This window comes from Clostridium sp. (genome assembly GCF_021372645.1).
Classification (GTDB): Bacteria; Bacillota; Clostridia; order Clostridiales; family Clostridiaceae; genus Clostridium.
Map to the genome: position 1 here is coordinate 75,280 of NZ_JAJFUC010000045.1, position 22,069 is coordinate 97,348.

14 protein-coding genes are annotated in these 22,069 nt (G+C 28.5%); 8 read left to right on the top strand and 6 right to left on the bottom strand.

Translation table 11 applies throughout. From position 1 onward, the window contains the following. Positions 1 to 106 precede the first annotated feature (106 nt). Positions 107 to 1,372, top strand: a complete 1,266-nt coding sequence (locus tag LLF98_RS07810; protein ID WP_291702509.1) for a PLP-dependent transferase — start codon at positions 107 to 109, stop codon at positions 1,370 to 1,372. 137 nt (positions 1,373 to 1,509) lie between these two features. Here the strand turns inward: LLF98_RS07810 and thrS are convergent, their stop codons facing one another. Next, the gene (gene thrS, locus LLF98_RS07815) at positions 1,510 to 3,441 is read right to left on the bottom strand and encodes a threonine--tRNA ligase (RefSeq protein ID WP_291702511.1); all 1,932 of its coding nucleotides are present in this window, start codon (positions 3,439 to 3,441) and stop codon (positions 1,510 to 1,512) included. Between the two features lie 622 nt (positions 3,442 to 4,063). Between thrS and LLF98_RS07820 the strand changes: the two genes are divergently transcribed. Further along, positions 4,064 to 6,133: a methyl-accepting chemotaxis protein gene (locus tag LLF98_RS07820; RefSeq protein WP_291702512.1), complete on the top strand. Its 2,070-nt coding sequence runs from the start codon at positions 4,064 to 4,066 to the stop codon at positions 6,131 to 6,133. Positions 6,134 to 6,574: 441 nt separating this feature from the next. Here LLF98_RS07820 and LLF98_RS07825 read toward each other — a convergent pair whose 3' ends face one another. Continuing rightward, a complete protein-coding gene (locus LLF98_RS07825) occupies positions 6,575 to 6,979 on the bottom strand; it encodes an HNH endonuclease signature motif containing protein (RefSeq protein ID WP_291702514.1) in 405 nt (134 codons plus the stop codon). 356 nt (positions 6,980 to 7,335) lie between these two features. On the opposite strand from LLF98_RS07825, the gene LLF98_RS07830 reads away from it, so the two are divergent. Further along, positions 7,336 to 7,932 (top strand): hypothetical protein, encoded by a 597-nt coding sequence (locus tag LLF98_RS07830; RefSeq protein WP_291702516.1) that lies wholly within the window; start codon positions 7,336 to 7,338, stop codon positions 7,930 to 7,932. 197 nt (positions 7,933 to 8,129) lie between these two features. On the opposite strand, the gene ispF is transcribed toward LLF98_RS07830, so the two are convergent. Continuing rightward, complete coding sequence (ispF, locus tag LLF98_RS07835; RefSeq protein ID WP_291702518.1) at positions 8,130 to 8,609, bottom strand: 2-C-methyl-D-erythritol 2,4-cyclodiphosphate synthase; 480 nt, start codon at positions 8,607 to 8,609, stop codon at positions 8,130 to 8,132. Between the two features lie 645 nt (positions 8,610 to 9,254). On the opposite strand from ispF, the gene LLF98_RS07840 reads away from it, so the two are divergent. After that, positions 9,255 to 10,289 carry an anti-sigma factor domain-containing protein gene (locus tag LLF98_RS07840; RefSeq protein WP_291702520.1) on the top strand — a complete coding sequence of 345 codons (1,035 nt, stop codon included), beginning with the start codon at positions 9,255 to 9,257 and terminating at the stop codon, positions 10,287 to 10,289. Positions 10,290 to 10,303: 14 nt separating this feature from the next. Here LLF98_RS07840 and LLF98_RS07845 read toward each other — a convergent pair whose 3' ends face one another. Next, positions 10,304 to 11,245 (bottom strand): polysaccharide deacetylase family protein, encoded by a 942-nt coding sequence (locus LLF98_RS07845; RefSeq protein ID WP_291702522.1) that lies wholly within the window; start codon positions 11,243 to 11,245, stop codon positions 10,304 to 10,306. A gap of 315 nt (positions 11,246 to 11,560) precedes the next feature. Here LLF98_RS07845 and LLF98_RS07850 point away from each other — a divergent pair, with 315 nt between their 5' ends. Next, complete coding sequence (locus LLF98_RS07850; protein ID WP_291702524.1) at positions 11,561 to 12,304, top strand: DUF3298 and DUF4163 domain-containing protein; 744 nt, start codon at positions 11,561 to 11,563, stop codon at positions 12,302 to 12,304. A gap of 332 nt (positions 12,305 to 12,636) precedes the next feature. Next, the gene (locus tag LLF98_RS07855) at positions 12,637 to 14,010 is read left to right on the top strand and encodes an aldehyde dehydrogenase (protein WP_291702526.1); all 1,374 of its coding nucleotides are present in this window, start codon (positions 12,637 to 12,639) and stop codon (positions 14,008 to 14,010) included. A gap of 142 nt (positions 14,011 to 14,152) precedes the next feature. Here LLF98_RS07855 and hydE read toward each other — a convergent pair whose 3' ends face one another. After that, positions 14,153 to 15,202: a [FeFe] hydrogenase H-cluster radical SAM maturase HydE gene (hydE, locus tag LLF98_RS07860; RefSeq protein WP_291702528.1), complete on the bottom strand. Its 1,050-nt coding sequence runs from the start codon at positions 15,200 to 15,202 to the stop codon at positions 14,153 to 14,155. A 207-nt stretch (positions 15,203 to 15,409) separates the two neighbouring features. On the opposite strand from hydE, the gene adhE reads away from it, so the two are divergent. Beyond that, entirely contained in the window at positions 15,410 to 18,001 is a 2,592-nt protein-coding gene (adhE, locus tag LLF98_RS07865) for a bifunctional acetaldehyde-CoA/alcohol dehydrogenase (protein WP_291702530.1), read from the top strand. Between the two features lie 84 nt (positions 18,002 to 18,085). Here the strand turns inward: adhE and LLF98_RS07870 are convergent, their stop codons facing one another. Continuing rightward, positions 18,086 to 20,749 carry a cation-translocating P-type ATPase gene (locus LLF98_RS07870; RefSeq protein ID WP_291702532.1) on the bottom strand — a complete coding sequence of 888 codons (2,664 nt, stop codon included), beginning with the start codon at positions 20,747 to 20,749 and terminating at the stop codon, positions 18,086 to 18,088. A gap of 912 nt (positions 20,750 to 21,661) precedes the next feature. Between LLF98_RS07870 and LLF98_RS07875 the strand changes: the two genes are divergently transcribed. Continuing rightward, a partial coding sequence (locus LLF98_RS07875) for an L-lactate permease (RefSeq protein WP_291702535.1) occupies positions 21,662 to 22,069 on the top strand: 408 nt, incomplete at its 3' end.

Genomic DNA, 22,069 nt, shown 5'->3' on the forward strand with positions numbered 1-22,069 from the left:
TGTTATTTTCTTTCACTTATATGCATTGAGAGTATACTACTAGTTAAAATATTAATGTATAATTAAATTGAATTTTTATTCAAAAATTTTAGGAGGGCTATATATTATGAAAATTGAAACAAAATGTTTACATGAAGGCTATAAGCCAAAGAATGGAGAACCTGTAGCATTACCAATATATCAAAGTACAACCTACAGATATGATTCAACAGAAGAAATAGGGAAATTATTTGACTTAACTTCTGATGGACATATGTATTCTCGTATTTCAAATCCAACAGTTGGGGCAGTTGAAGAAAAAATAGCAGCATTGGAAGGTGGTGTAGGTGCTCTTTGCACAACTTCAGGTCAAGCAGCTTCTTTTATAAGTGTATTAAATATACTTAGTGCTGGAGATCATATGGTAAGTGTTTCTACTATATATGGAGGGACAATTAATCTTTTTGCAGTAACACTTAAAAAATTTGGAATAGAATGTACATTCGTTGATGCTTATGCATCAGAAGAAGAAATACAAAAAGCATTTAAGTCAAATACTAAAGCAGTTTTTGGGGAAACTATTGCTAATCCTGCAATTGCTATATTTGATATTGAAAAGTTTGCAAACATTGCACATAAAAATAATGTTCCACTTATTGTTGACAATACATTTGCTACTCCTATTCTTTGTAGACCAATAGAATTTGGTGCAGATATAGTTATTCACTCAACAAGTAAATATATGGATGGGCATGCAGTTCAAATTGGTGGAGTTATTGTTGATAGTGGAAATTTTGATTGGACAAATGGTAAGTTCAAAGAATTTACAGAACCAGATGAATCTTATCATGGAATAGTTTATGCTGAGCAATTTGGAAAAGCTGCATACATAACAAAAGCGAGAGTTCAACTTATGAGAGATTTAGGGGTATATCCATCTGCAAATGCAGCATTTCTTTTAAATTTAGGACTTGAAACTCTTTCAATTAGAATGGAAAAGCATTGTAGAAATGCAGAAGTAATAGCAAAGTTTTTAAGTGAAAGCGATAAAGTTGAATTTGTAAATTATCCAACTGTAGAAGGAAATAAATATGCAGATTCAGCTAAAAAATATTTACCTAATGGATGTAGTGGAGTAATTTCATTTTCAATCAAAGGTAGTAGAGAAGATGCAATTAGATTTATGGATGGGTTAAAATTAGCAGAAAATGTAGTTCATGTTGCATACAGCCACACATCAGTGCTTCATCCAGCAAGTGCTACACATCGTCAGCTTTCGGATGAGCAACTAGTAGCAGCTGGAATAACACCAGGTCTTATAAGATTATCAATAGGGCTTGAAAATGTTGAAGATATTATAGAAGATGTTAAACAAGCGTTAGAACAAGTATAAAAAAATAGTAGATATCAATTTTTTGATATCTACTATTTTTTTTAGTTAACTGTTAACTAAGTATTAATAAGGAAACTCGACTCACATGTGTTCGTTGAGTAAGTTCGAAGAATGAAATATAAAATTTCGATTCTCACTTATCTTTCTTTATTAGCTATTTCTGTTACAATTCTTTCGATGAATGCATCTAAATTAATAGCACCTTCATCATCATTTTTTCTGCTTCTTACAGAAACTTCATTATTTGCAGCTTCCTTTTCTCCAACAACTAAGATATAAGGAATTCTTTCAAGTCTTGCTTCTCTTATCTTATAACCAATTTTTTCAGCTCTGTAGTCAGTTTCAACCCTAACACCTTTATTTTTTAATGCTTTTGTAACTAATTCAGCATAATCATTATATTTATCAGAGATTGGTAATATTTTTGCTTGAACTGGAGAAAGCCAAGTAGGGAAAGCACCAGCATATTCTTCTATAAGCATTGCTAAAGTTCTTTCATAACATCCAATTGATGATCTGTGAATTATATATGGACGTTTCTTTTCTCCGTTTTTATCTATATAGCTCATATCGAATCTTTCAGCTAAAGCAAAGTCGATTTGAACTGTGAATAATGTATCTTCTTTCCCATGAACATTTTTAAATTGTAAATCAAGCTTTGGACCATAGAAGGCAGCCTCATCATCAGCTTCAACATAGCTAACTCCTAAGTGATCTAAAATTTGTTTCATTATACCTTGAATTCTTTCCCATGCCTCAGGATCGTTAATATATTTTTCAGTATTGTTTGGATCCCATTTAGAGAATCTATAAGATATTTTATCTGCAATACCTAAAGTAGTCATAAGATGTTGTATTAATTCAAGAACACCTTTAAATTCTTCTTCTAATTGTTCAGGTGTAACAATTAAGTGACCATCAGCTAGTGTGAATTGTCTAACTCTGATTAGACCATGCATTTCTCCAGAAGCTTCATTTCTGAATAGAGTAGAAGTTTCACCATATCTTATTGGTAAATCTCTATAGCTATGTTGCTCAGAATTGTATATAGTGTATTGGAATGGGCAAGTCATTGGTCTTAAAGCAAATACTTCATCATCCTTTTCCTCATCTCCTAATACAAACATTCCATCTTTATAGTGATCCCAGTGACCAGAAATTTTATATAAATCACTCTTCGCCATTAATGGAGTCTTAGTTAAAACATATCCTCTTTTTTCTTCTTCATCTTCAACCCATCTTTGCAATAATTGAACTATTTTAGCTCCCTTAGGCATCATTAAAGGAAGCCCTTGACCTACATTTTCATCAGTTGTAAATAATTTTAATTCCCTACCAAGCTTATTATGGTCTCTCTTTTTAGCTTCTTCTAAAGCTTCTAAAAATTCATCTAAATCTGCTTTCTTTAAGAAAGCAGTACCATAAATTCTAGTAAGCATTTTGTTCTTTTCATTACCTTTCCAGTAGGCTCCAGCACTTCTAGTAAGTTTAATAGCTTTTACTGACTTTAATGACATAAGGTGAGGACCAGCACATAAATCAGTAAAATCACCAATTGTATAGAAAGAGATTACTTCGTCTTCAGGAAGATCATTTATTAATTCTACTTTGTAAGGTTCATCCTTCATTAATTCTAAAGCTTCGTTTCTTGGAAGTTCAGATCTTTCGATTGAAGGGTTTTCTTTAATTATTTTTTGCATTTCTGCTTCAAGTTTTTCTAGATCAGCAGCAGTGAATGCAGTTTCTCTGTCAAAATCATAATAAAAACCAGTAGCAATAGAAGGTCCTATAGCTAATTTTGTTTTAGGGAATAATCTCTTTACAGCATAAGCTAAAATATGAGATATGCTGTGTCTTACTGCATCTTTACCTTCTTGAGAATCAAATGTGCATATGCTCAAAGATATATCCTCATTAATTTGAGCTCTAAGATCTGCAACCTTGCCATTAACTATGCCACAACAAGCATTTCTAGCTAAACCTTCACTAATTGATTTAGCAATTTCATAAACTGATAGTCCAGCCTCAAATTCTTTAACTGAGCCATCTTTTAATGTTACTTTTATCATTTTTAAAACTCCTCTCAATATATAAAACATAATTATTTTTTGAATGTGATTTATATAATTTTAATAATCATTGTAGCTAGCATAGAAATATGACTATAAAGATTATATAAGTTTTGAAAATAAAAAAACTTCGTCTCTAAAAAATAGAGACGAAGTAATATTCGTGGTTCCACTCTAATTACCTAAAAATAGATTAATTAAAAAGTCTTAATACTAAAATTATAGTAATAAAAAAAGACTATCTTAAATAACTAAAAAAATAGGTCACTTAAATTTATCGTAACGTGATAATGACGGGCTTTATTAAAGCCACTCAGAGGTGGTTTTCAGTCTAAATTTATTTAAGAATAATTACACCAGTATATTCTCTCTCTGAAAAATAAAATTTTAGCTTACTGTCCTCATCAACGTATTATTATATTAATATTTCTTATTATAATCATTGAGTTTTTCTATGTCAACAAATTAACAGAAAAAATATTAAATAAATAATTTCTAAAAAGGTATATTTTGATATGTTTAACAGTATTTTAATGATATTTTAATAAGAATTTTATTAAAATGCACTACAATGAAGCTATATAGGAATATATAGTCATGTTATTTATTTTAGGAGGTAGAGATGAATAGAAAAATAAAAAGCATTAAAGTAAAAATTATAATGTTTCTAATACCAATGCTATTGATTGCATTTACAATATTATCTGAACTAGGATATAAATTTGCAAGTAATTCTTTAAAAGAAAGTAATTTAAATATAATGGAAGAAATGACTAAAATAGCAGCAGGTAGAGCAGATGATCAGATAAAGAGTGAGATTAAAAATCTTGAAGTAATAGCAAATAATCCAATAATTAGCGATGAAAGTATACCATTAAAAGACAAGATAGAAATTTTAAAGCCAGCATTAAAAACAATTGGACAAGTTGGGTTAAGCATAAGTGATAAAGATGGGAACTCAATAGATACAACAGGAAGTGTAAAGAAAATAAAGACAACTCAAAGTTTTATAAAGTCAATAAAAGGGGAAAATGCTATAACAAATCCATATTTAGATCCAATTACAAATAGCAAAGTAATAGCATATTCAGTACCAATTAGGGATTCAGCAGAGAATATAATTGGTACTATCACATTAGTAAAAGATTGTAAAGATTTCTCGATTATAAATAAAGAAATAAATTTTTTACAAACAGGAAGTGCTTTAATTGTAGATAGTAATGGAAATTTCATAGTGGCAGAAGATGATGCCCTTGTAAGTGGAAATAAGAATATTACAAATATGACATCAGATAAGGGTCCGTTAGATGATTTAAATAATATAGGAAAAAGTATGATTATTGGTGATCAATCCGGAATTGGCGAATATACTTATGAAGACAAAGTTAGGTATATTACATATACTCCAATAGGAAAAACAGGACTTTCTATGGGGATTTCAGCTGAGGAAAAAGATTTATTAAGTGCGTTGGGGAGTCTAGCAATGGTTGATACAATAGTAACAATAGTCATGCTATTATTATTAGTTAGCATAATAATTTGGTTTACTATTAAGGTTATTAATAGATTGCTAGGTGCTAAAAATTATGTGGATAGTATTGCAATGGGAGATTTCTATACTCCAATTGATAATAAATACATTAAAGGCAATGATGAAATAAGTGAGATTTGTACAAGCGTAGCTCAAGCCAAAACATCTGTTGGTGGTATGATAAAATCTGTAAGAAATAATGCGCATGTAGTTAAAGATGGCTCAATATCACTAAATAAAATTGCAACAGACTTGTCAGTACTTACAGAAGAAATATCAGCATCTATACAAGAAGTTTCAGAAAATACCAACAGACAAAGTCTAAATTTTAAAGAAATAAGTAATAAACTTACAAATTTTAGTGATGAAGTAAATTTAGCTAAAGACAATGTTCATTCTATTAGTAAAGATGTTTCAGTGATTAATGATAAATCATTGAGAGGAAACAAGGATGTAGAGGAATTAAATCATGGAATTGTAAGTGTTAATAATAGCTTTGAAAAATTTTCAGTTAGTATAGAATATATACAAGGAGATATGAAGAATGTAGATGAAATCACTCATATTATGAATAGAATTTCAGAACAAATAAATCTCTTAGCATTTAATGCAGCAATTGAAGCAGCTAGTGCAGGGGAAGCTGGCAGAGGATTTAATGTTATAGCATCAGAAATTAGAAAGCTTTCAGATAAGAGTAAAGAATCATCACAAAATATTTATATAATAATAAATAGGCTTATGAAGATAATAAATAAACTTGTAGATGAAGCTAAAAATATGGATTCTGAGCTACAAAAACAAAAAGGTATAGTTAATAAAGCATCAACTTCATTTTCGGAAATAGCAGTATTAGTTACAGAAATAGCACCTAAAGTTTCAAATATAGACGGGGCATTTGAAAACATTAGTCAAGATAAAGATTTAATATTTGAGAATATATATCAATTATCAGAAGAAGTAAGGAATACCTCAGAGTCTGTAGATCAAATAGGATTTTCATCATTAGAGCTTGCAAAACTTGGAGAAGAGTTAAACAGTAGTTCAGATATCTTATTATATAAATCAGATGAGCTTATAGATAAAGTAAAACAATTTAGAATAGAAAAAGAAGATTTGGAAAGTAAATTAGTAAAAGATGTACAAACTTTGGAATTACAATAATTAGAAGCAAAAGACTTTGAGTTAGAGGAATTAAAGTCAAAAGAATTAGATTTACAAGAAATTTAAATTTGCCATTAGAGGATGATTTGAAAGACTTAGCTATGTCATCAGATGAAGAGGAAGTAGTGCTAGATTCAGTAGAATATAATACTCATTATATAATTAATTTAGATTTATAGTGAGTAGAAAATTTTGTTGATTTAAGTGTATAACCATTAGAAAAATTAGAGACGGATTTATCAACAAAAGATTTTGGTTAGGGATGTTGTAAAGTAGCAGAAATAAAAGATTATATTAAACCAAAAGAGATAGAGGAATATGAGGAATTAGGAAACTATAATATATCTCATAACGTGTAAGAATATAGATAAATCAAAGAAAAAAAGAACTTTTAAGATATAGAAGTTCTTTTTTATATAAAAGTAGTAAGTTTAATAAAAATTACTCAATATTTTTAATTAATTTATCTAAAGTCAAATTAACAATCATTTCTTCTGAATAGAATTTATCACCCATTATTTTTAAAATTACTTCTGATTTTTTATAGCCTTCTTTATAAAGTTTTAAATTTTTGGTTATTCTTTTAAGTGTGTTTTTAGGTATATTTAACTCTAATGCTAATTCCTTAAAGGAATAATAATCCTTTTTTAATATATCATATAATTTACTTTGAAGATCTAACTTATATCTAAGATCTACTTCTTTGGATTGATGGGGTCCATATTTCCCTCTATGATGTGACGAACATAAATATTTATAATTTAATTCTATATCAAAGCCACCTTCACTTCTGTGAATAATATGATGTATATCAGCTTCGGCATTACATATTTCACATAAAGACAATGTTTAATCCCCCTTAGAATTTATCTCATACCAAATTACTTGATATGTAATATTATAAAGTAATCAATAAAAAATATCAAATTTAATAATATAATAAAATTTGCCAAATAAGTAATAAAATATAATGTTATGGATAATATATTATTATATAGAATATTTTACGATATGACTATATTAAACTTAAATTATAGTATTGTATACTATATAATATAATAATTAACTATATATGATACTTAGATATTATATTTTATAAAATATTGATCAGGAAGGTGAGTAAAGTGAGGGAAAATTATAATTCATTTAATTATTGGGAAAACGTTATTAACGAAAATAAGACAATAAGAGGACATATGTTTATGCAAAGACCACCCACTGAAAAAAGTATCTATTTTCATACACTCATATTTGGAAATAAAAATGGAATAAACAACATATGGGGATACTGCCCTAATATAGGAGGTTTAATTGGATATTTTCAGTACTCATTTTTACAAGAAGCTTTTTATAAATGGATATATGGACAAGAAAAACTAATCACTAAAATTCCACATTTAAAAGTTGATAAAATTGCTAATGAGGGAGAAAAATTAAACAAAATAAGTAAAGAAGTTTCGATTAATATGAAAAATGATTATGAATTTTTGAACAATCTATGGGGCCTGCCATCTAACAGAAGTGAAATAGAGTTAAGAAAATTTGTAGTAGGTTTTAACAAAAGATGGATGGGGGATAATAAACAATTCATATATATAAGAATTTTCAAAACTCCGGAAGAATTAGGGGAATTTGTAGTTTCATCTACGTTAGTAACAAATACAGAAAGCGAATTAGAAAACAGAATAGGTATGACAATAGATGAATGGAGAAATACTTGTAAGCTTGCAATAAAGAATTCAATAAAAGGCGAAATATTTAGAAAAGTTCTACTCAAAAAATTAAGTGAGGTATATTGATATATAGGAAAAAGTTTAGGAGTAAATATTTTGTTTATAAAATGTAAGGAAAATATAAGATGTGATATATGAGAAAACAATATGTTTTACAATAAGAGCCTTTTAATAAAAAATAATAGAAGGGATATTTACCTAGTTATTGAGTGAACTAGAATAAATATCCCGTCAATTTTTATTTATTATATATTTTATCATGACTAAATTTCAATATTTTCAACAGAAGCTATGCTTTGAGAGGAAATCCCAAGCATTTCACCAGTAAAACCAAGGCCTTCTTCTGTAGTAGCCTTAATATTTATCTTATTAATATCTATATCAAGAGCTTTTGAAATATTTTCTCTCATACATTGAATATATGGTAACATTTTAGGTTTTTGAGCTATTATTGTAGCATCTATATTATTTATTATATAACCAGATTTGAAAACTAGCTTACTAGTCTCTTCAAGTAATACAATACTTGATATACCCTTGAAAGTATTATCTGTGTCTGGAAAGTGCTTACCAATATCTCCAAGGGCACAGGCTCCTAATAAGGAATCCATTATAGCATGAAGAAGTACATCTGCATCAGAATGACCTAATAATCCTTTATCATATGGAATTTCAACTCCACCCAAAATTAATTTTCTATTTTCAACTAATCTATGAACATCATATCCTAGTCCAACTCTCATATAGTCACCTCGTTTAAATGTTTTAATATAATATATATATTAACATATATATTATAATTTACAATTAATAATGCACAATTGATCAGGACAAGCGCATATTAAAAAATTAACAGTGATTTTTCAAGCTATTTTAGTTTTTGGTATATATTTGTCAAACCCTTAGAACTAGCCAAAATCAATGCTTTATAAATTTCATGCGTTTGTCCTGCATAATTGATAGATAAATTCCTATGAAATTTGAAAAAATATACATCAAAAAATCCTAAAGGAGTTTTATCTTTAATTGTACATTGTTAAAACAACATATATATTATAATATTTAATTATATTAAAAATGTAAGCCGGTATACTAATTAGAAATACGTTTATTTTTACTAAAATCTATATTTTTGGACGGGTTAGTCTTAATGTTAAATTTAATAAACAGCAAAGAAATAAAGTTATTTACAATGAAATGTATAAATGTTATTCTACGCTTTTTTATAAAGTCTACATAAATAATTTTCTTTTTCATAAATAATCTCCAAAATATTGATTTGAAATTAGGCACATAAAGGTTTATGGATTAGTGGATTTATATGCTATAATAACATAGTATGAATAAGTTATATAAAGGGTTAATCTTTTTAAAGAGGTGTTAATTATATGGAAAATTTGAGCTTTAATAAAGATAAATATGTTTTTGTTTCACTGCCATCAATGCTAGTAATAGGACAGTCAGCAGAAAATAATAGAAATAAACAGATAGCTTTATTTTTAAATGAATTAAACATGTATAATGTTTTATATAAAGATTTATTAAACTTTTCGCTTAAAGAAAATGATAGAAATATAGCTTTAAATATAGCTTACTACATAGCTGATAATGATGAGCTACTTAAAATAATAATTCAGAAAAAAGATTTACCTATATCAAAGCTAAGTAAATTAACTAAGATTAAACCTAAATATATAGAAAAGTGTAGAGATTATATTATAGCTTATTATATAATATTAACTAATCCTAATTATAGACATATAAAAGATTATTTTAGAATAAAACTAAGAGAAGATAATAATGTAACGAGTATTTCAAATAAAAATCAGAATTCATATAAGGGTTTAGTATTAAAATCATTAAATAAAGCTGCTTACATAGTGACTTCTAAAGGCAAGTTTTTAAAAATAAAAACCAATAGTAAAGCAAATATTGGGGAGATATGTGAAGGTAAGAAAAGTAAAACTCTAAGAAACTATAGAATACATATTTCTATTTTACTGGTTATACTTATATTAATTGGAAGTGGTATTATTATTGAATACAGAAGGGTTCAAAGTATAATTGTTATACAGGCAACTTCTAATATAAAAATACATGTTAATAAATTTAATAAAGTTATATATGCATATTCACCTACAGATAAAGGAAAAGAACTTGTTACAAATACTAATATTTTGAATAAAGATATTGATGAAGCCATGGCAGAAACATTTGAATATGCATTAAACAATGAAATGTTAGATTTAAGCAAGAAAACTTTGGTAACAATAAATGGACAAGCGATAAAATATGGATTACTTGCTAAAACCAATAAATTTATATCTGAAAATAATATACCTATAATTATAAATAATTCAGGAAATCAACAAAAGCTACCACAATATGTAACTGAAGATAAAGAAAATGAAACAAAAAAGTAACTCTCCATTGAGAGTTACTTTTTTGCTTTAGATAAAATTTCTTTAAATGTATTCATATCATATTTAGAACTAATATAGATCCTATCAAGTTTAAGAGGATTATCGTCCCTATCTGAAAGACCTCTTTTAGTAGTAAATCCCAAAGTATAACCAGCTTCTTTGGCTGCTTTTATGCTATCATCATTAAAATCCCCGAAAGGATAGGCAATTGAGTCAACTTTTTTACCCATTATTGATTCTAAAGTTTGCTTTGACTTTTTTAATTCTGTGAGCTGTTCACCATAAGTCAATTTATCAAGATGAAGGTGATTAACAGTATGACTTTGAATATCTATGCCATAATTAGACATTTGATTTATAGCATCTTTTGATAAATAATAAGTTCCATCTAAGTTAGAGGTTATGCAAAATATAGTAGCCACCATATTGAAATCCTTTAATATTGGGAAAGCATTATAATAGTTATTCATATATCCATCATCAAAAGTAATAACGATGCTTTTATTTGGAATAGGGGAGTTGTTTAATAAATACCCTTTAAGATTACTTAAAGTTAATGTTACATAACCTTTATCTTTTATGTACTTAAGTTGTGCCTTAAGCATTTCAGGAGTTATCGTCACTTCATTAGCCGCAGATTCATCAACAGAATGATAATATAACACTGGGACACCTCTATTATCATTGACTAAATTAGCTTGATCAAAATATCGTATATCTTGAATTATACTTTTATCATTATTGCTATTTTCTTGTATTTTGGAGTCATTTTCAGATTTAAGCTGGTCTATAGTATCTGCATTATATGCTGTGATTTTTTTAGAAGAAATATTATTATGTATTAGATATCGACTTAATATAATTATCAAGATAATAATTAAAAAAGTTAAAATGTTTTTATTTTTTGAAATACTGTTTTTAGAAGTATTTCTTATTGAGTCATTATTTCTAGACATAAATGTATTAATCTACCTCCTTGTATTGAAATTGAAAATATTATTCTTTTATTAGTATGTCCTAAATTATATTAAAATCTATTAAACTTTAAATAAATAAATCTTAGTAGATCTTATTCAATTATCAAATGATAAAGTTAGAATAAGATTCTTAAAAGTGTAGCATAATATAAAATAGTACAACTTATTAACATTATAAACAGGTGAGTGTGGATAAAGTGTTATGAACATGTTAATATACATAATATTACATGTTGATTTTGTGGATATATAATTAATAAAGTCATAAAATGTATAAATTACGGAGGTGCTGAAATGAGTATCATAGCAGATATAACAGGATTAGTAATCATAGGTTCCATGTTGTGCACAGCTTATCCACAACAATTGTGTATAATTAGTGAAATACAAAGTGAAAATAAATTTAAACTTGTGGAAAAGTCTATAATTAAAAATTTAGATTATTTAAAAGAAGACATAAAAATACCTCAATTAGTAAATGGAAATGATGAGAAAAAGATAAATTTAATAAACAATGTAATTAATAGGGGGATTTTGACCAAAGTAGAAGAAGCTGAGAAAACTTCAAAAGAATACTTTGGAGTGTTAGGACAAGAAAAGCCAACATTCCCATATGAAATTTATTCAAAATATACAATAACTGAAGATAATAGTTTACTTCTTAGTTTATATAATGATTATTATGAATACTTAGGAGGAGCTCATGGAATGACAATAAGAACTTCTTATACAATAGATAAAGATAAAGAAAGTTTAATAACATTAAAGGAATTATTTGTTCAAGGATATCCTTATAATGATATAATTAATAAAAAGGTAATGGAAGAGATTAGCAAAAACCCTGAGAATTATTTTGATGCAGGAAATGTATTTAAGGGAATTAGTGAAAATCAAACCTTTTATATAAAAGGTGATGATCTTGTAATTTATTATCAATTATATGATATAGCACCTTATGTATTTGGAATTCCTGAATTTAAAATTCCTCTAAAATTATTTGATAAAAATTATGTTTACTATAAAAGTTTGAGTATTTAATAAGGTATATTTTAAATAACTAAATACAATGTTAAAGGAGTTAGCGTGAAAAATACACCCGAATGCCAAAAAATTAACTGAAATTATGGAAAAAAAGGCGACCTTAATTAAGGTGCGATCGAACCATTACTATTCATTCTTTCTATGCTTGAAAGATGATTCTTACACTAGTTAGTATACTGTTTTAAACTGAGAAGTAATCTACGACTCACCTCGCCGTGCTTTGTAGTATATCTTCCCCTAAGTTTTATTATTGCCAAATGGTGTAAATTGCAACACCATTTTTCATTAATATTTGTGTCGTCAGCGGTAGTGGCGGAATGGAGGTTAGTATGGAATTTAAAGAATTGGTAAATAAGCAAAAGGAGTATTTTCATAAGGGTAGACAATTAGATATAAACTTTAGAAAAGAAAATTTAATAAAGCTTAAAAGAATAATAAAGGATAATGAGCAATGGATAATAAATGCTGTAAAAAAAGATTTACACAAATCTGAATTTGAAAGTTATATTAGTGAAATTGCTATGGTGTATGAAGAAATAAACTTGCATTTAAAAAACATTAAAGAATGGAGCAAAAGAAAACGAGTTAAAAGCTCATTTATGTTTTTCCCAAGCAAAAATTATATTGAAAAAGAACCTTATGGTACAGTTCTAATAATAGGACCATTTAATTATCCATTTCAATTAGTTATTCTTCCTTTAATAGGGTCTATAGCTGCAGGAAATACTGTAATAATTAAGCCTTCAGAACATACTATAAATACATCAAGATTAATTGAAAAAATTATTAATGAAAACTTTGATGAAGAATATGTAAAAGTAGTGGGTGTAAATCAAGGAAAAGAATGTGTTGAAGAATTATTAGAACAGGATTTTAATTATATCTTCTTTACTGGTAGCATAAAGGTTGGCAAAATAATAATGGAGAAGGCTTCAAAAAGACTGATTCCTATAACCTTAGAATTAGGCGGAAAGAGTCCCTGCATTATAGATAAGGATGCAAACTTAGATAAAGCAGCTAAGAGAATAGTCTGGGGGAAATTATTAAATGCTGGACAAACTTGTGTTGCACCAGATTATTTATTTATACAAAATGAAGTAAAAGAAGAATTTTTAAAGTTAATAGTAAAAGAATTTAAGCTTCAATATGGAGAAGATATTGAAGAAAGTACAGATTATCCTAGAATAATAAACAAGCATGAAATAAATAGATTATCTAGATATTTAAAAGATGGAGATGTATATTATGGTGGAAATTATGATGAACAGACATTGTATTTTGAACCAACTATTTTAACAAATGTAAAAGAAGAAGCCCGTGTATTGAAGGAGGAAATATTTGGACCAATATTTCCAGTTATGATTTTTAACAATTTGAATGAAGTAATAGAATATGTGAATAAAAAAGACAAGCCTTTAGCACTATATTATTTTTCAGAAGATAAAAATAATATAGAAAAGGTTATTAGAGAAACATCATCAGGAGGCGTTACTATAAATGATACTATACTTCATGTGGGAACATCTAATCTTCCTTTTGGAGGAGTAGGAACTAGCGGAATGGGATCATATCATGGAAAGAAAAGCTTTGATACATTTACACATGAAAAAAGTATTGTGAAAAGAGGAACATATATTGAGTTTTCATTTAGATTTGCACCATTTAAGGATAAGATTAATCTCTTGAGAAAAGTTATGAAATAATATAAAAATAAGTACAAAGATCTCTATCTAGAAAAAATTGTACTAAAAAGGTAGCAGAAGTAGTGAGGCATAATAAACCACTTCTCCTAATAGAGCTGGGTTAAAAGCCAATACTAGAAGAAGTGGTGCATTAACCCAATTCTTAGTTATTATCATGAGCATTAGTATTTTTATTGCCTCTAAATCCGTATTCATCAGAAATTATTCTACCAATACCAGTTACCTTGCTAGTTATGCAGCCTCTACAGTGAGCTGGTGTATCACCCGTACATATTTTGCCTGGATAGAGGGCATAAAGTTTTCTGTATTCACCTTCAGTAACATTAGGCATTACAACATTAGCGCCACTTTGAAGAGCAATTATTCTACCATTTGGAGCTAAAGATTCCATTGCAGTTGTTGCAGGAATATTTATATCTGGAAGCATTAAACGTGTTAAAGCCATAACTTTAAGAGCTAAAGTAAGGCTTCCACCTTCTGCATCTTTTAAAGGAGTATCTTCATTTGGTATAAAAGGACCTATTCCTATCATATCTGCATTAATTTCTTTAAAGAATAATATATCACTAGCTATAGATTCCAAAGTTTGGTTTGGCAGACCAACAAGAATACCACTTCCAACTTCATATCCTAAATCTCTTAAGTAATTTAAGCAATTTAGTCTTTCTTCAAAACTCATGTTAGGATCCATATCTTCATAAAGCTTTTTATCAGTAGTTTCAATACGTATTAAATATCTATCAGCACCAGCTTCTTTAAATGCTTTATATTCATCATAAGTCTTTTCGCCTAAACTTAAAGTTAAAGCAACTCCTAATTTTTTTATTTCCTTTATGATAGTAGTCATTCTTTCTTTAGTAAAATAGTCATCTTCACCACCTTGAAGAACAATAGTCTTATAACCATAACTAACTGCTTTTTTTGCAAAATCCAAAATTTCTTCTTGTGTTAGTCTATATCTTTCAAGATTTTTATTATCTCTTCGGAGTCCACAATACATGCAATTTCTTTTGCAGATATTTGTAAATTCAATTAAACCTCTTAAGTGTACATAGTCACCTAAATATTTTTGACGAATTTCATCTGCTACCTTAAAAAGTTCTTCATTTATATCATCATTTTGTAGTAATTCCAATATTTCTTCTTTATCTAACTGATGAGTAATTTTAGCTTTTTCAATAAATTTATTCATAGTTCCTCCTAAGTAAAAACAAAATTAATATTTAGATGGTATTAGTATACTATAGAATTTAGAAGCATAACAATAAATAATATTATGAGAATTAAATTTTTTGTTTTGGATAGGCTATGAATAATATTTAAAATAAGTATAACTGTTGAATGATAAATAATATTATGCGTATAAAAATTTAGCAAATAAATTTCGGAGGTATGAAAAATGAGAGTAACCAATTCACAAGAATTAACAAAAAGAATACAAGATTTAAGAAAAGCACAAAAAGAATTTGCAAAATTTACTCAAGAACAAGTAGATGAGATATTTAGGCAAGCAGCTATGGCTGCTAGTGATTCAAGAATTACTCTTGCAAAAATTGCAGTAAAAGAAAGTGGAATGGGAATAGTAGAAGATAAGGTCATAAAAAATCATTTTGCAGCTGAGTATATATATAATCAATATAAGGATACGAAGACATGTGGAATCATAGAAAGAGATGAGATGTTTGGAATAACTCATATTGCTGAACCAATAGGGGTAATAGCAGCAATAGTACCAACAACAAATCCTACATCAACAGCAATATTTAAGACATTAATTGCTTTAAAAACAAGAAATGCAATAATCATAAGTCCACATCCAAGAGCTAAGGAATCAACAATAGCAGCGGCTAAAATAGTCTTAGAGGCTGCTGAAAAAGCTGGAGCACCAAAAGGAATAATAGGATGGATAGATGAACCATCAGTTGATTTATCTAAAAGTGTTATGGCAGAATGTGATATCATATTGGCAACAGGCGGACCTGGAATGGTTAGGGCTGCGTATTCATCAGGAAAGCCAGCTATTGGGGTTGGGGCTGGAAATACTCCAGCAATAATTGATGATACAGCTCATATAAAGATGGCTGTAAATTCAATTTTACTTTCAAAAACCTTTGATAATGGGGTAATTTGTGCATCAGAGCAAAGCATAATAGTAATGGAATCAATATATGAAGAAGTTAGAAAAGAATTAGATGATAGAGGTGCTTACATCCTTAAAGGTGATGAAATAGATAAGGTTAGGAGTATAATATTAGATTCAAAGGGGTCATTAAATGCAGATATAGTTGGTCAATCAGCTTATAAAATAGCAAAACTCTCAGGGGTTAAAGTATCTGAAGCTGTAAAAGTATTGATTGGAGAAGTTGAATCACCTGAATTAGAAGAACCATTTTCACATGAAAAATTATCACCAATATTAGCTATGTATAAAGTTAAAACTTTTGATGAAGCATTAACGAAAGCATCTAGATTAATAGAATTAGGTGGATTTGGTCATACATCAATACTTTATACAAATAAAGTACAATCAAGAGATAGAATAGAGCAGTTTGGAGTGACTATGAAAACTGCTAGAACTTTAATAAATATGCCGGCATCTCAGGGTGCAATAGGAGATATATATAATTTTAAATTAGCACCATCATTAACTCTTGGATGTGGATCATGGGGGGGAAATTCTATATCAGAAAATGTAGGTCCTAAACATTTAATAAATGTTAAGAGAATTGCAGAGAGGAGAGAAAACATGCTTTGGTTTAGAGTTCCAGACAAAACTTATTTTAAATATGGCTGCCTTCCAGTAGCTTTAGAAGAACTAAATGCCATGAAGAAGAAAAGAGCATTTGTAGTAACAGATAAAGTATTATTTGGATTAGGATATACTCATAAAGTTACAGATATATTAAGTAAAAATGATATAGAATATAAAATATTTTCAGATGTAGAACCTGATCCAACATTAAAAGCTGCTAAAAATGGCGCAGAGGCAATGAAGGATTTTAAACCAGATGTAATTATAGCTATTGGAGGCGGTTCACCTATGGATGCCGCTAAAATTATGTGGGTAATGTATGAACATCCAGATGTTAGATTTGAAGATTTGGCTATGAGATTTATGGATATAAGAAAGAGAGTTTATAAATTTCCAGCAATGGGAGAGAAAGCAATGATGGTTGCAATTCCGACATCAGCAGGAACTGGTTCAGAAGTTACTCCATTTGCAGTTATAACTGATGAACAAACAGGTATCAAGTATCCATTAGCAGATTATGCACTAACTCCTAATATGGCAATAGTAGATGCAGAACTTATGATGAGTATGCCAAAAGGGTTAACAGCAGCTTCTGGCATAGATGCTTTAGTTCATGCAATAGAAGCCTATGTTTCAGTATTAGCATCAGAATATACAAATGGGTTAGCATTAGAAGCAATAAGATTAACATTTAAATATTTACCAGATGCATATAATGGAGGAGCTACAGATGTTAAGGCTAGAGAAAAGATGGCTCATGCATCCTCAATAGCAGGTATGGCATTTGCAAACGCATTTTTAGGAATATGTCATTCAATGGCACACAAACTAGGAGCATTTCATCATGTGCCTCATGGAATAGCAAATGCATTGTTGATAGATGAAGTAATTAGATTTAATGCAACAGATGCACCAAGAAAACAAGCAGCATTCCCACAATATAAGTATCCCAATGCAGGTTGGAGATATGCTAGAATAGCTGATTATCTAAATCTGGGAGGAAATACAGAAGAAGAGAAGATTGAACTTTTAATAAAAGCAATAGATGATTTAAAGAAGAAAATTGGAATACCTAGTAGCATAAAAGAATTTGGGATTTCAGAAGAGAAACTTTATGTATCAATGGATGAAATGGTAGAACAAGCTTTTGATGATCAATGTACAGGAGCTAATCCAAGATATCCATTAATGAGTGAAATCAAAGAAATATATATAAAATCATATAATGGAGATAAATAGGCAGAAAAAAGGGAATAAAAAGAAAAAGCAATAGGGCTATATCAAAATAATTTTTATTATTTTGATATAGCCCTTATCTATGTTCTAAGCTGCTTTATTTTTTGATTTATGATTATTTTTTTCTCGAGCTTTTTCATTTTTGCTTTCAATGAGATCTCTAATTACTTTAGATATTTGTATTATTAAAGTTGGAATGAAAGCAAATAAGTGAACTAATAATAGCTCATTAGTGCTAAGTGGAGTTATTTCAAATAATTGTTGAAGAGCTGGTATAAGTAAAACTGCATTTACTAGGACAACACCTGATATAAAAGCAATCCAGCTGAATTTATTATTGAAAACTCCAAGCGCAAAAATAGATTTTCTTCCACGACAGTTAAATCCATGGAATAATCTAGCTAAACATAAGGTACTAAATGCCATAGTCATAGCAAGTTCGTGACTGCCAGTTGCTAAACCAATATGATAAGAAATCATAGTAAATATTCCTATAATTAAACCTTGAATGCTAATAGATTTAATAAAATCTTTAGTTAATATAGATTCTGTAGCATCTCTAGGTTTATCTTTTAAAACATCTTTTTTAGATTTTTCCATACCAATTGCAATAGCAGGTAAACTATCTGTTAATAAGTTAATGAATAATAAATGTACTGCAGCAAATGGAACTGGAAGTGCAAATATTGATGAATAAAGTACTGCAAGTATTCCTGATGTATTACCTGAAAGAAGGAATTTAATGGAGTTCTTTATATTAGCATAAATATTTCTTCCGTTAGTAACTGATTTAACAATAGTTGCAAAGTTATCATCTGTTAAAATCATTGAAGCAGCATCTTTTGAAACTTCAGTACCTGTTATACCCATTGCAATACCAATATCAGCTTGCTTTAATGCAGGGGCATCATTAACACCATCGCCAGTCATAGCAACAATGTTACCTTTATTTTGCCATGCTTTAACTATTCTTATTTTATGTTCAGGAGATACTCTTGCATAAACTGAAATATGCCTTAATTTAGAATTAAGTTCATCATCAGACATCTTATCAAGTTCTAACCCTTCTACAGCTAAATCTCCTTCTTGTAAGATTCCAATTTCCTTAGCAATAGCAGAAGCTGTAATTTTATGATCACCAGTAATCATAATTGGTTTAATAGAAGCTTTTATACAATCACTAACTGCTGCTTTAGATTCTTCTCTAGGTGGATCAATCATTGAAATTAATCCTAAGAAAGTATAGTTATCTTCATCTTCTAAAGTAAGTTCTTTAGCTTCATCAAGTTCTTTATAAGCAAAAGCTAAAACTCTTAAACCTTGTGATGAAAGATCCATATTAGTCTTATTTATATTAGTTTTATCTGCTTCAGTAAAGTTGACTACTCCGTTTGAAGTTTTGGTTGAAGTTACTCTATTCATTAAGACATCGAGAGCGCCTTTAGTAATCATTATATGTTTTCCATCTATTACATGAAGTGTACTCATAAGCTTTCTATCAGAGTCAAAAGGAATTTCCTTAATTCTTGGATAAGTATTTCTACACTCAATTTCATTTATAGAATATTTATGAACTAAATTTACGAGGGCAACCTCAGTTGGATCACCAATTTCAGCTCCATCTATTGAAGTAGAGTCATTACAAAGTACAGAACTAGTTAAAAGAAAATTTGAATCAGAATTTTTAGAATCTATCTTGTCACTATCAAATAATTTATTATCAACAAAAATCTTTTGAACAGTCATTTTGTTTTGAGTTAATGTACCAGTTTTATCAGAACAAATAATTGACACACAGCCAAGGCCTTCAACAGCTTTAAGTTTTTTTATAATTGCATGTTCTTTAGCCATTGATTGAGTGCCTATAGCTAGTACAATTGTAACTATTGAGCTAAGAGCTTCAGGAATAGCAGCAACAGCAAGAGCAACAGCAAACATTAATGAATCTAAAAGAGGAGTACCCCTATACATGCTTAATCCAAATACAATAACACAAATACCCATTATTCCAATAGCTAATTTTTTAGAGAATTCATCTAAAGAAACTTGAAGTGGAGTGCTTTTTTTCTCTGTTTCTTCCATAAGAGTGGCTATTTTACCAAGTTCTGTGTGCATGCCTGTGTTAGTTACGAGAATAGTAGCCCTGCCATAAGTAATTAATGAGCTAGAAAAAACCATATTTTTTTGATCTCCTAAAGCAACTTCATCCTCATTAATAACATCAGAGAATTTATCAACACTTTCAGATTCACCAGTTAATGAACTTTCATTAACTTTAAGAGAAAAGTTTTCTAAAATTCTACCATCAGCAACAACTAGGTCACCAGCTTCTAGTACTAAAATATCTCCTGGAACAACATTCTTTGAAGGTATTTCAATTTTAACTCCATTTCTAATAACTTTCGCATTAGGTGCAGACAAAGCTTTTAAGCTATCTAGAGATTGTTCAGCTTTAACATATTGGACAGTACCTAAAAGAGCATTCATAGTTATAACAGCTATAATTACAAAAGTACTTTCCATATTACCAGTCATAGCCGAAATAATAGCAGCAGCAACTAAAATAATTACTAATAAATCCTTAAATTGTTCTATAAATACAGATAAAATACTCTTTTTCTTTTTTTCATTTAAAATGTTTTCTCCAACAGTATTTAGTATTTCAGTAACTTTTGCACTCGTTAGTCCATTTAAGGTCACATCAAAGTCTTTTAAAGACTCTTCTGTAGTTTTAGAAAAATATTTTTTCATGCAACATCTTCCTTTCAAATTTAGTTAAATATATTTTGAGAGATTTGAATAAGTCCTTATTGAACAAATACAAAATGTATAGGTTCAATAAAAATGAGTGTAAAAAAGTAAAATTCCTATGGCATCTAAAAAATAAATGTCCAAAGATGCCGAAAGTCTTCTTATAATAATTACGAACAAAAAAGACCTTTAATATAACTTCAAATTTTTGAAGTTATATTAAAAGTCTCGTTACCCATCAGGTATATAACACCAGACTAAAACATAGTCGCGATTGTTGATGTTATATTTATAACTACTCCCTCTTAATATAAAGTAAGTATTAGTATTAATATATTATAAAAAGTATATTATAAAAAGAACAAATTGTCAATAATTCAATGTATATTTTACATAGATTTAACTTGGATGATAAAATAAGTACATTTTATTGTGAAGAAATATTTCATGATTACAATCAAAGATGTGATGTTGAAAATAATATGGATGAAATTAAATGTAAAACAATCAAATACCATTTAATAGAATTTAGTTCAATGAGGTTTATTAAGTTCACCTAAAAATGGGTAATAGTTTAAAAAAATTAAGAAAACTTAAGAAAATAGCAAAAAGCAAATAATTCTAATGTTTTAAAAATTACTTGCCGAATCTAAGTTAAACAAAAGATCTGACTATTATCATATAAATCCATAATTTACATTTTTTATTAATAATTAATAAATTAAAAAAAGGTAGGAAATATAAGGTATAAGAAATGAAATTGAAATAAAGTTATTGTAAAAAAATTCTGAAAATGAATAAGAAATGCTTTACAAAAAATATTTTGGGAAGTATAATTAAATCAAAATTGGTCATACCAAATTATCGTATTATCAAGACTTATATTATTTTATTAATGGAGGGGAATTTTATATGAATTTATTACTTCTAGTTCTTGCATTAATTCCAATACTATTTTTAATTATTACTTTAGGGGTTCTGAAAATACCAGGATATAAGGCGTGTCCTATAGCTTTAGTATTGACGTTTATACTAGCCTTAGTTGGATTTAACATGCCGATAGTTTCTGCATTAACAGCTGCGCTTCAAGGTGTAGCAACTGCCATTTGGCCTATAATTGTTGTTATTATAGCTGCAGTATTTACTTATAACCTATCTGTTCATACAAAAAGTATGGATAAGATCAAAACCATGCTATCAGGTGTGACTACAGATAAGAGAATTTTAGTACTTATTTTAGCATGGGGATTTGGAGGATTTCTTGAGGGAATAGCTGGTTTCGGTACCGCAGTAGCCATTCCTGCAAGTATAATGGCTGGT